We start from the raw sequence: 10,921 nt of genomic DNA on the forward strand, positions 1-10,921 counted from the left end.
AAGTCTCCTGCTCGGTCGTCATCAGTCGTGCAGTCCGCACTCGGTCTTGCCCCGTCCGGCCCAGCGTCCGGCCCGGGCGTCCTCGCCCGCCAGCACCCTGCGCGTGCAGGGCTCGCAGCCCACGGAGGCGTAGCCGTCCGCCAGCAGCGGGTTGGTGAGGACGCCGTGCTCTGCGGCATAGGCGTCCACGTCGTCCTGCGTCCAGCGGGCGATCGGCGAGACCTTCACCTTGCCCTGTGCGGCGTCCCAGCCGACGACCGGGGTGTTCGCCCGGGTGGGCGACTCGTCGCGGCGCAGCCCGGTCGCCCAGGCGGTGTAGCCGGTCAGCCCCTCCCGCAGCGGCTCGACCTTGCGCAGCCGGCAGCACAGGTCGGGGTCGCGCTCGTGCAGCCGGGGCCCGTACGCGGCGTCCTGCTCGGCCACCGTCCGCCGGGGCGTCAGGGTGATGACGTTGACGTCCATCACGGCCGCGACCGCGTCCCGGGTGCCGATCGTCTCCGGGAAGTGGTAGCCGGTGTCGAGGAACACCACGTCCACGCCGGGGCGGACCCGGGAGGTGAGGTGTGCGACGACCGCGTCCTCCATGGAGGAGGTGACGCAGAACTTCCTGCCGAAGGTGTCGACGGCCCAGGTGAGGATCTCCGTGGCGGAGGCGCCCTCCAGCTCCCGGCCCGCCCGTTCGGCCAGTGCCCGGAGCTCGTCGGTCTGCCGAGTGACCGTCATATCACGTCCCTCTCACCGTCGTTGTGGACCAGGCCCCGGGCCAGCAGGCCCAGGAACTTGAGCTGGAAGGCGCGGTTGCAGGAGGCGCATTCCCAGGCGCCGTGGCCCGCCTCGTGCGGGCGCAGGTCCTCGTCCCCGCAGTACGGGCAGTGGAACGGTGCGGCGCGCCCGCTCATGACAGCGACTCCGCACCGGCCCGCGCCGCCCAGGCCGCGAAGCGCTCGCCTTCCTCGCGCTCCTCCTGGAAGCGGCCCAGCACCCGCTCGACGTAGTCGGGCAGTTCGTCCGCGGTGACCTTCAGGCCGCGGACCTTGCGGCCGAACCCGGCCTCCAGGCCCAGGGCGCCGCCCAGGTGCACCTGGTAGCCCTCGACCTGCCGGCCCTCGGCGTCCAGGACCAGCTGGCCCTTGAGGCCGATGTCGGCGGTCTGGATGCGGGCGCAGGCGTTGGGGCAGCCGTTGATGTTGATGGTGAGCGGCTCGTCGAAGTCCGGGAGGCGGCGCTCCAGTTCGTCGATGAGCGAGGCGCCGCGCGCCTTCGTCTCGACGATCGCCAGCTTGCAGTACTCGATGCCGGTGCAGGCCAGCGTGCCGCGCCGGAACGGCGAGGGCCGCACCTGGAAGTCGAGCGCCTCCAGGCCGGCGGTGAGCGCCTCGACCTGGTCCTCCGCCACGTCGAGGACGATCATCTTCTGCTCGACGGTGGTCCGCACCCGGCCGGAGCCGTGCGCCTCGGCGAGGTCGGCGATCTTGGTGAGGGTGGCGCCGTCGACACGCCCGACCCGGGGGGCGAAACCGACGTAGAAGCGGCCGTCGCGCTGCGGGTGGACGCCGATGTGGTCGCGCCAGCGGGTGCTGGGCTCCGCGGGCGCCGGACCGTCCAGCAGCGGGCGCTTCAGGTACTCGTCCTCCAGCACCTGGCGGAACCTGGCCGGGCCCCAGTCGGCCATCAGGAACTTCAGCCGGGCGCGGTTGCGCAGTCGCCGGTAGCCGTAGTCGCGGAAGATGCCGACGACACCGGCCCAGACGTCCGCGACCTCGTCCAACGGCACCCAGGTGCCGAGCCGTTCGGCCAGCCGGGGGTTGGTGGAGAGGCCGCCGCCGACCCAGAGATCGAAGCCCGGACCGTGCTCGGGGTGCTCGACACCGACGAACGCGACGTCGTTGATCTCGTGCACCACGTCCTGCACCGGCGAACCGGAGATCGCGGTCTTGAACTTGCGCGGCAGGTTGGAGAACTCCGGGCTGCCGATGTAGCGGGCGTGGATCTCCTCGACGGCGGGCGTCCCGTCGATGATCTCGTCGGCGGCGATCCCGGCCACGGGGGAGCCGATGATCACGCGCGGGCAGTCGCCGCACGCCTCGGTGGTGGAGAGCCCGACGGCCTCCAGCTTCTCCCAGATCGCCGGGACGTCCTCGATGCGGACCCAGTGCAGCTGGACGTTCTGCCGGTCGGTGATGTCCGCGGTGCCGCGCGCGTACTGCTGCGAGACCTCGCCGATGACGCGCAGCTGCCCGGTGGTCAGCTTCCCGCCGTCGATGCGGACCCGCATCATGAAGTAGCGGTCCTCCAGCTCCTCGGGCTCCAGCACCGCGGTCTTCCCGCCGTCGATGCCGGGCCGTCGCTGGGTGTACAGGCCCCACCAGCGCATCCGGCCGCGGAGGTCGTTGGGGTCGATGGAGTCGAAACCGCGCTTGGAGTAGATCGTCTCAATGCGTGTCCGCACATTGAGACTGTCGTCGTCCTTCTTGAACTGCTCATTGCCGTTCAGCGGGGTGTAGTGCCCCAGGGCCCACTGGCCCTCGCCGCGGTGGCGGCCGGCCTTGCGGCGGGGCGTTGCGGGCGCAGGCTGTTTCGGGGTGGCGGCCATGACAGTACGTCCTTCGGGACTGCGGGAGGGCTGCTCTGAACTGCACACTCGCGTCAGGTCGCGGCGGTGCGCAGGGCATTGCTCAGGAAGAAGGGGGCGGCGGTGCTGGGACTCTCAGCTCGCCGGACAGATGGCGCTGGACACACGGCCGAGGTCGACGTGGCGTCGACTCACCAAGGCTATTCCTGTTCCAGGCATGCCGGAAGCGTGGCACGCATATCTTGGGCCAGTCCACCACTATCCGATATGTGGACTTGAATATCCCGAGGGGTGAGACGGTGTGGCGCCCGTCACTCGATGTGTTCCGGCCGTCCCGTCCGTAATGGCCGCAATCCTCCGCGCGTGCGGAGCACCGCCGGCCCCCGCCGCCGCGCCGCCCGGCGCCGCGGGTCAGCCGCGGTCGGCGCCCGGCCACGGACCCGGTGTCGCGGCCTCGGGCTCCAGTTCCACCTTGGTGTCGAAGAGCCGGAAACCGCGCCGCAGATAGTTGTCCATGGCGTGCGGCCCGTCCTTGGAACAGGTGTGCAGCCAGACCCGCTTCGTCGGCGTACGCTCCGGCCAGCGCTCCGCCAGGTCCCAGGCGCGGGCCACCCCGTACGAGAGCAGGTGGCCGCCTATCCGCCGCCCCCGGAAGGCCGGGATCAGCCCGAAGTACATGATCTCGACGACGCCCTCGTCCTGCGGGTCCAGCTCCACGTACCCGGCGGGGGTGCCGTTCTCGTACGCCACCCAGGTCTCGGCGCCCGGCCGGTCCAGGGCCTCCTGCCACTGCGCGTACGTCATGCCGAGCCGGTCCGTCCACTGGATGTCGCCGCCGACCGCCGTGTAGAGGAACCGGCTGAACTCGGGCAGCGGCGTCTGCGAACGCACGATCCGCACATCGCCCTCCGGGACCCGGGCCGGTCGCAGATCGTCGGGCGAGGTCTGCTCCAGCGACCAGATGGTCACCTCGGCGGTGGGGGCGGGAGCGGGGGCGGCGGTGCGCGGTGCGGGGCTGTTCATGACTGCCAGGGAACCACGCCCCGCGCCGCGGGCCAAAGCCGGTCCCGAAAGGCGGACAGCGGTCCCTAGCTGCGATGACGTGCCCCGAGCACCACCGGGGCCGTCGACTGCGGCAGCAGATCGGCCGGGTCGTCCGGATGGATCACCTCCACCTCCACGCCCTCCCCGTAGCGGTACGGGCGGTGCGCGAGGACCTGGGCGAGATGGCGGCGCACCCGGGAGATCTCCGCCCGCACCGTCACCGTCCGGCTCGGGTCGCCGAACACGTCCTCGGCCAGCTCGGAGGCCGTACGCCCCTCGCGGTGCAGGGCCAGGGCGTACAGCAGCTCCGCGTGGCGCGGCGAGAGCCGCTGGGTCCAGGTGCCCACCGCGCCCACCACGTTGATCCTCGGCCCGCGCGGACGGCTCAGGTCCAGCACCACCCGCTGCGGCGACCCTTCCGACGGCGCGTCCGCGACCTGGATCAGCCAGCCGCCCGGCAACGGCTCCACCCGGCACATGCCGAGCGACGGCAGCCACACCCGGCCCGGCCGTAACGACTTGGGCAGCGGCAGCCGGTCCACCGGCGGCATCCCGGTCACCGCGGCGAGCCAGCCGTTGCCGTCCACCGCCAGCGCCCGGCCGCCCAGCCGGCACACCAGCGGCGCCGCCACCGAACGCAGCCGGTCGAGCGCCCGCAGATGCCGGTTCCTGATCTCGCTCTCCGCCAGCCCGGCCACCGAACTGACCAGGGCGAGCGTCGTCGGATGGAACGTCGAGAGCGGACCGCTCATGTCCACGATGCCCATCAGCCGGCCGTCGCGCGGATCACGGACCGGCGCCGCCGCGCACGTCCAGCTGTGCAGCGTACGGACGAAGTGTTCCGAGGAGTGGACCTGGACCGGGACGCGGGCCGCCAGCGCCGTACCGATCGCGTTCGTCCCCGTGCTCTCCTCCGCCCAGGCCGCGCCCTCCGCCAGGCAGACGGAGTCCGCCCGGCGCAGCACCGCCGCGTTGCCCCGCCGCCACAGCACCCGGCACTCCACGTCCGTGACCACCACGATCTGCTGGGCGGCGTCCGCCAGCGACACCAGCCGGTCGTTCAGCAGCGGCATCACCTCGCTCAGCGTGGAGGCGCGCCGCCGCTTCTCGATCTCGTCCACCCCGAGCAGCACGCTCTCGGTCGACTGCTCCGGATCGAGGCCGTTGCGCACCACGCGGTCCCAGGACGCCTCGATCTCGGCCCGCGGGGCGGCCGCCGGCCGGTCACCGGAGCCCACCGCCTCCCTGGCCCGGTGGACCGCCCGGGCGGCCCGGGCGGACTGCCAGGCGGACGGCCGCATCCTCCCGAAGGCGCTTGTCTCCACTTTCGATCCCCCCACACGTGCCAGGGCCTGTCCGATGCTCCACGGTTCCATCCTGCCGCCGCGCGCGGGGCCGGTACCGCACACCGCGCACATTGGTTGCAACCCTTTGCAACTCTGGCGCGAGGAGGCGGGACCGTACGAGAGTGGTGGAACACCGTGCGACGGGGCCCGCGCCCTGCCGCACGTGTGCGCAGCAAGGGGGGTGGTGCCGTGTCGGCGCAGCATCACCTCCCGTCGCTGTGCGCCGGTGCCGGACCACTCAGGGGCGGGCCCGCTCGACGACCGAGGCCAGGTCCAGACTGTGCGGCAGCGTCCCGAAGGCCGCACCCCCGTCCCCGCCCAGCCGCGAGGCGCAGAACGCGTCGGCCACCTCCGGCGGCGCCCACCGCACCAGCAGCGAACCCTGGAGCACCAGCGCCATCCGCTCGGTCAGCCGGCGGGCCCGCGCCTCGATCCCGTCCAGGTCCGCCAGTTCCGTCAGCACCCCCCTGATCGCCCCGTCCAGCCGGTGGTCGGCCCCGCGCGCCTGCCCGACCTCCCGCAGATACGCGTCCAGCGCCATCGGCTCGCGCCGCAGCGCCCGCAGCACGTCCAGCGCCTGGACGTTCCCCGAGCCCTCCCAGATCGAGTTGAGCGGCGCCTCGCGCAGCAGCCGGGGCATCCCCGACTCCTCGACGTAACCGTTGCCGCCCAGACACTCCAGCGCCTCGGCCACCAGCGGGGCGCACCGCTTGGTCACCCAGTACTTCGCCGCGGGCACCGCGATCCGCAGCAGGGCCCGCTCGGCCTCGGTGTCCGCGTCGTACGCCGCGGCCAGCCGCATCGCGAGCACCGTCGCCGCCTCCGACTCCACCGCCAGATCGGCCAGCACGTTGCGCATCAGCGGCTTGTCGACGAGCGGCCCGCCGGACACGGTGCGGTACGTGCAGTGGTGGACGGCCTGCGCCACCGCCTGCCGCATCAGACCCGCCGAACCCACCGCACAGTCCAGCCGGGTCGCCGCCACCATCCCGATGATGGTGTTCACCCCGCGCCCCTCCTCGCCGACCCGGCGCGCCCAGGTGCCGTCGAACTCGACCTCGGCCGAGGCGTTCGACCGGTTGCCCAGCTTGTCCTTGAGCCGCTGGATCGCGAAGGTGTTCCGGGTCCCGTCCGGCAGCACCCGGGGCAGCAGGAAGCAGGTCAGTCCGCCGGGCGCCTGCGCCAGCACCAGGAAGCCGTCGGACATCGGCGCCGAGCAGAACCACTTGTGACCGGTGAGCAGATACTCGCCCTCGGCCGCCAGCGGCTCGGCGCGCGTCGTGTTCGCCCGTACGTCCGTGCCGCCCTGCTTCTCCGTCATCCCCATCCCGAGCAGCGCCCCGGCCTTCACGGCGACGGGCCGCAGCTCCCGCTCGTACACCGTCGAGGCCAGCAGCGGCTCCCAGCCGGCCGCCAGCTCCGGGTCGGTGCGCAGCGCGGGCACCGCCGCGTGCGTCATCGACAGCGGACAGCCGTGCCCTGCCTCGGCCTGCGTCCACACGAGGAAGCCCGCCGCCCGCCGCACATGGCCGCCGGGCCGGGTCCAGGCACCGGTCAGACCCGCACCGACCGCGTGGCCGAGCAGCCGGTGCCAGGCCGGGTGGAACTCGACCTCGTCGACGCGGTGCCCGTAGCGGTCATGGGTGTGCAGCACCGGCGGATGCGCGTTCGCCAGCGCGCCCCACTCCTGCACCTGGGCGGAGCCTGCGGCCCGGCCCAGCTCACCGAGTTCACCCCGGACCCCGGCCAGCGACTCGGGCGCGATGTGACGCTTTACCGCCTCGGTGAGCGCCCGGTCGGAGCCGAAGACGTCGTAGCCGGTCAGCGGGGGCGGCTGGTTGGACACGGTGTGGGTGGTGGCTGCCATGCCGATACGGTAAGAGACGTGCAGGCAGCAAATGAAACACCCGAGCGGCCACCGGGCAGACTCCACCGGGCCCGAGTGCTCTACCGCAATGTCTCCAAGCGGCAGATGGCCTGGCAGCTGCTCAAGGACACCGTCGATTCGTGCATGGAGTACCGGATTCTCGGACTCGCCGCCGAGGCCGCGTTCTTCACCCTGCTGTCCCTGCCGCCTCTGCTGCTCGCACTGATCGGACTGCTCGGATACGTCGACGAGTGGACCAGCACCACCACCGTCGCCTCCATCGAGCGCAACATCCTCGACGCCGCGCGGACCGTGCTCAGCGAGCGCGGCGTCAACGACTTCGCCAAGCCGCTCCTGGCGGACGTCTCCACCGGCGCCCGCCCCGACGTCATCTCCATCGGCTTCGCGATCGCGCTCTGGTCGGGCTCCCGCGCGGTCAACGTCTTCATCGACACGATCACCGTGATGTACGGACTCGACGGCCATCGCGGCATCGTGAAGACCCGCCTGCTCTCCTTCCTGCTGTACGTCGTCGCGCTGCTGCTCGGCTCCGTGGTGCTGCCGCTGCTGGTCGTCGGCCCGGACCGGGTCATCGAGTTCGTCCCCTGGGGCACCGAACTGATGAGCGTCCTGTACTGGCCGCTGGTGATACTGCTGTCGATCGTGTTCCTGACGACGCTGTACCACGTGTCGGTGCCCGTCAGATCGCCATGGATCGAGGACGTGCCCGGGGCGCTGGTGGCGCTCGCGATGTGGGCGCTGGGCAGCTTCCTGCTGCGGATCTACCTCACCAGCACGGTCGAGGGGCCGACCATCTACGGCTCGCTGGCGGCCCCGATCGCCGTGCTGCTCTGGATCGGCATCTCCGCCTTCGCGGTGCTGGTGGGCGCCGCGGTGAACGCGGCCATCGACCGGGTGTGGCCCTCGCTGGCGACGGCCGCCGCCCGTGCGGCCAACGACCGGCTCCGGGCCGCCGAGGCGGCGGAACTCGTCGCCCGGACACAGGCGGAGACCCGGGGGAGCGACCGGCCGCAGGACGACTGGGACGACGACGAGGGCGACGAGGACGACGGCATGGCCGACATGCCGTACATGCCGTCCGAGTTCCCCGAGCGCTGGTCGCGGTTCCTCCCGCCGGACGACGTGAAGTCCCGGCTCCAGCCGAGCCGCGACAAGGAGCCGGAGAAGGACAGAGCCCCGGAGCGGGGCGCGGAGCCGGGCGAGCCGGAACAGGACGGGCGCGGCGGTGTCTCCGGCGGCTGACGGCCCCGGCGCGGCCGCGGGCGGGCAACGGTACCGGGAGCGGGCGTCGCGGTTCGACGGCGCGACGGCCTGGACGCTGGACCTGTCCGCGGGACCGGCCGGTCCGGTGCTGCCCGACGGCTGCATGGACCTGCTCTGGATCGGCGGACGCCTGCTCGTCGCGGGCCCCGACACCCGTGCCATGAACCCGGACGCCCCGGCCACCGGGCGGGTCGCCGGTCTCCGCTTCGCCCCCGGCACCGCCCCCGCCCTCCTCGGCGTACCGGCGCACGAACTGCGCGACCGCCGGGTCGACCTGGCGGACCTGTGGCCCCCGGAACGGGTACGCGTCCTCACCGAGCGGGTCGCCGGGGCCCCCGAACCGGTCGCCGCGCTGGAGGCCCTCGCGCTGCGCCGGGCCGCCCGCACCGAGGCCCCGGACCCCCTGATGCGGCACGTCGCGGAGCGGCTCGGCGCCGGGCGGTCCGTCGCGGAGACCGCGCGGCGGGCCGGGCTCGGCGCCCGCCAGCTGCACCGCCGCTCGCTCACCGCCTTCGGCTACGGGCCCAAGACCCTGGCCCGGGTGCTGCGGCTCCAGCGGGCGCTGGCCCTGGCCCGGTCGGGTGTGCCGTACGCCGAGGCGGCGGCCCGGGCCGGGTGCGCCGACCAGGCACACCTCGCCCGGGAGATGCGGGCCCTGGCCGGGACCACCCTGACCGCCCACCTGACTTCGGGTTAGGCCGCCGAGAGCCGGGACGTACCGGGGCTCAGCCGTTCGCGGCGAACAGCGACACCGCGCAGCCGTCCGGGTCGAGGACCGTCGCGTACCGCTGCCCCCACACCGCGTCCCACGGCTTCAGGTGCCCCCGGTACCCCGCGCCCGTCAGGTCGTCGTACACCGCGTCCACCTCCGCCGGGCTGTCGCACAGGAAGGCCAGCGAGAGGCGGTCGCCACCGGCCGGCGGGGTCCACCCGGGGTCGAACGAGCGGAGCACGTCCTCGGTGTCCCAGAGCAGCCGCTGCCCGCCCGGGAGCGCCACCTCGACATGGGGTGCGGATTCCGCTCCGGCGGGGATGTCGAGGCCGAGCCGGCGGTAGAAGGCGAGCGATGCGGCAAGATCCGCGGTGACGATGCCGATCGCGTCCATGCGTGGAGTCATGCCCCCGACCGTAGGCCCGGCCCGGGCCCCGGGTCTTGTACGAAACGGACGTCCGCCGGATCGCGTGGTCCGCCCGGATCAGCAGTCCGCGGGCGAGGTGCCCGGGTCCGTCAGGGCGAGGCCGAGCTGGGCGCGCTCGGTGACCCAGCGGCTCGGGCGGTGGCGCGGGTCGCCCGTCGTACGGTGCAGCGCCCGGTGCAGTTCCAGCATCCGCTCCGCGCCGATCCGCTCCCCCCAGGCCAGCGGGCCGTACGGGTAGCCGAGCCCGATGGTGACCGCCGGATCGATGTCGCCCGGGGCGGCCACGGAGCGCTCCGCGATCCCCGCCGCGACCGACACGATCGAGGCGAGCAGCCGCTGCGCCACCGTGCCCGCCGTGTCCCGCACCACCGACACCGCCCAGGGCTCCTCGCCCGCCGCCGCCCGCGCCAGTACCGCCCGGGCGTCGCGCGCCGCGGCCGGGTCCGCCGCCGGGGTCACCGCCAGCACCCGGCGCCGCACGGCCGCGGGCAGCGGGTCCACCCCGAAGGTGCGCCCCGGGGGCAGCCCGCCCGAGGCCACCGCCGAGGCCACCGAGGTTCCCCAGACCGGCACCAGCACCACCGCACCGCTCGACGGCCCGTCACCGGTCTCCACAGCGGCACCCGAGGCGGTCAGCGCCGCCCGCAGCGCCGCCGCGTCCCGGCCCCGCCCCTCGGGCGCGTGCACGAACACCGGGCGGTCCGGGTCGCCGGTGACCGGCGGCTCCGGCGCGAGGGCCGGGGCCTCGGGGCCGTACGCGTACCAGCCGCGCCCGGTCTTGCGGCCGTGCAGTCCGGCCGTCACCCGGTTCGGGGTGAGGTAGGAGGGGCGGAGCCGGTCCGCGTGACGGAAGCCCTGCCAGATCGAGTCGATCACCGCGGCCGTCACGTCCAGCCCGGTGAGGTCCATCAGCTCGAAGGGGCCCATCCGCAGCCCCAGCACGTCACGGGCGATCCGGTCGATGTCCGCCGGTTCGCCGACCGTCTCCTCCAGCAGCGCCAGCGCCTCGGTCACCAGCCCGCGTCCGGCGTGGTTGATCAGGAAGCCGGGGGTGTCGGCGACGGTGACCGCGCGGTGGCCGCAGCCCTCGACGAAGGCGGTGAGCGCGGGCGGGATCTCCGGACGGGTGGCCGCGCCGGGCACGACCTCGACGATCTTCATCAGCGGTACCGGGTTGAAGAAGTGCAGCCCCGCCAGGCGCGTCGGGTCCTTCAGCGCCGAGGCGATCCCGGTGACCGAGAGGGAGGAGGTGTTGGTCGCGAAGACCGTCGTTTCCGGCAGTGCCCGCTCCAGTCTGCCGAAGACCTCCGTCTTGGTGGAGAGGTCCTCGCGCACGGCCTCGACGACCAGCTCGACCCCGGGGCCCGCGGCCCACGGGTCATCGAGCGGAATCAGTCGTTCCAGGGTGGCGTCCCGGTCCGCGCCCGACATCCGGCCCTTCTCCACCGCCCGTTCCAGCATGGACCGTACGAAGTCCACGGCGGCCGTCACGGCCTCCGCGCGCACGTCGCACAGCTCGACGGTGTGTCCGGCGGTCGCCGCCCACTGGGCGATGCCGCGGCCCATGGCCCCGGCGCCGACGATCCTGATACGCATGGCGGTTGCGGTCCTCTCGGGGTGTCACATGTGATCGGTCTCAGCGAAGATAGACGTGAAGCGGGCCCATGTC

At 73.4% G+C, this 10,921-nt stretch carries 11 protein-coding genes; 2 read left to right on the forward strand and 9 right to left on the reverse strand.

The features are described from left to right. Positions 1 to 21 precede the first annotated feature (21 nt). The 7 genes from ACFCV8_RS18675 to ACFCV8_RS18705 form a co-directional block, all read right to left on the reverse strand. Complete coding sequence (locus tag ACFCV8_RS18675) at positions 22 to 723, reverse strand: phosphoadenylyl-sulfate reductase (protein WP_376686452.1); 702 nt, start codon at positions 721 to 723, stop codon at positions 22 to 24. Beyond that, a complete protein-coding gene (locus ACFCV8_RS18680; RefSeq protein ID WP_376686453.1) occupies positions 720 to 899 on the reverse strand; it encodes a hypothetical protein in 180 nt (59 codons plus the stop codon). Before ACFCV8_RS18680 ends, ACFCV8_RS18675 begins: the two co-directional genes overlap by 4 nt. After that, positions 896 to 2,593 (reverse strand): nitrite/sulfite reductase, encoded by a 1,698-nt coding sequence (locus ACFCV8_RS18685; RefSeq protein ID WP_376686454.1) that lies wholly within the window; start codon positions 2,591 to 2,593, stop codon positions 896 to 898. The genes ACFCV8_RS18680 and ACFCV8_RS18685 overlap by 4 nt, the downstream gene beginning before the upstream one ends. Before the next feature lie 114 nt (positions 2,594 to 2,707). Beyond that, positions 2,708 to 2,791 carry a putative leader peptide gene (locus tag ACFCV8_RS18690; protein WP_317864749.1) on the reverse strand — a complete coding sequence of 28 codons (84 nt, stop codon included), beginning with the start codon at positions 2,789 to 2,791 and terminating at the stop codon, positions 2,708 to 2,710. Between the two features lie 192 nt (positions 2,792 to 2,983). Then, positions 2,984 to 3,595 carry a GNAT family N-acetyltransferase gene (locus tag ACFCV8_RS18695; protein WP_376686455.1) on the reverse strand — a complete coding sequence of 204 codons (612 nt, stop codon included), beginning with the start codon at positions 3,593 to 3,595 and terminating at the stop codon, positions 2,984 to 2,986. 65 nt (positions 3,596 to 3,660) lie between these two features. After that, complete coding sequence (locus tag ACFCV8_RS18700; protein ID WP_376686463.1) at positions 3,661 to 4,917, reverse strand: GAF domain-containing protein; 1,257 nt, start codon at positions 4,915 to 4,917, stop codon at positions 3,661 to 3,663. 283 nt (positions 4,918 to 5,200) lie between these two features. After that, complete coding sequence (locus tag ACFCV8_RS18705) at positions 5,201 to 6,829, reverse strand: acyl-CoA dehydrogenase family protein (RefSeq protein ID WP_376686456.1); 1,629 nt, start codon at positions 6,827 to 6,829, stop codon at positions 5,201 to 5,203. A gap of 75 nt (positions 6,830 to 6,904) precedes the next feature. Here ACFCV8_RS18705 and ACFCV8_RS18710 point away from each other — a divergent pair, with 75 nt between their 5' ends. Together ACFCV8_RS18710 and ACFCV8_RS18715 are read left to right on the forward strand one after the other, a co-directional pair. Next, entirely contained in the window at positions 6,905 to 8,092 is a 1,188-nt protein-coding gene (locus ACFCV8_RS18710) for a YihY/virulence factor BrkB family protein (RefSeq protein ID WP_376686464.1), read from the forward strand. Continuing rightward, positions 8,076 to 8,810, forward strand: a complete 735-nt coding sequence (locus tag ACFCV8_RS18715; protein ID WP_376686457.1) for a DUF6597 domain-containing transcriptional factor — start codon at positions 8,076 to 8,078, stop codon at positions 8,808 to 8,810. Before ACFCV8_RS18710 ends, ACFCV8_RS18715 begins: the two co-directional genes overlap by 17 nt. A gap of 28 nt (positions 8,811 to 8,838) precedes the next feature. Here the strand turns inward: ACFCV8_RS18715 and ACFCV8_RS18720 are convergent, their stop codons facing one another. Next, entirely contained in the window at positions 8,839 to 9,231 is a 393-nt protein-coding gene (locus ACFCV8_RS18720; protein WP_376686458.1) for a VOC family protein, read from the reverse strand. 78 nt (positions 9,232 to 9,309) lie between these two features. Further along, positions 9,310 to 10,848, reverse strand: a complete 1,539-nt coding sequence (locus tag ACFCV8_RS18725; RefSeq protein WP_376686459.1) for a 3-hydroxyacyl-CoA dehydrogenase — start codon at positions 10,846 to 10,848, stop codon at positions 9,310 to 9,312. Positions 10,849 to 10,921: the final 73 nt, after the last annotated feature.

Origin of the sequence: Streptomyces sp. NPDC056347, from assembly GCF_042262625.1 — a bacterium.
In the GTDB taxonomy this organism is placed as follows: Bacteria; Actinomycetota; Actinomycetes; order Streptomycetales; family Streptomycetaceae; genus Streptomyces.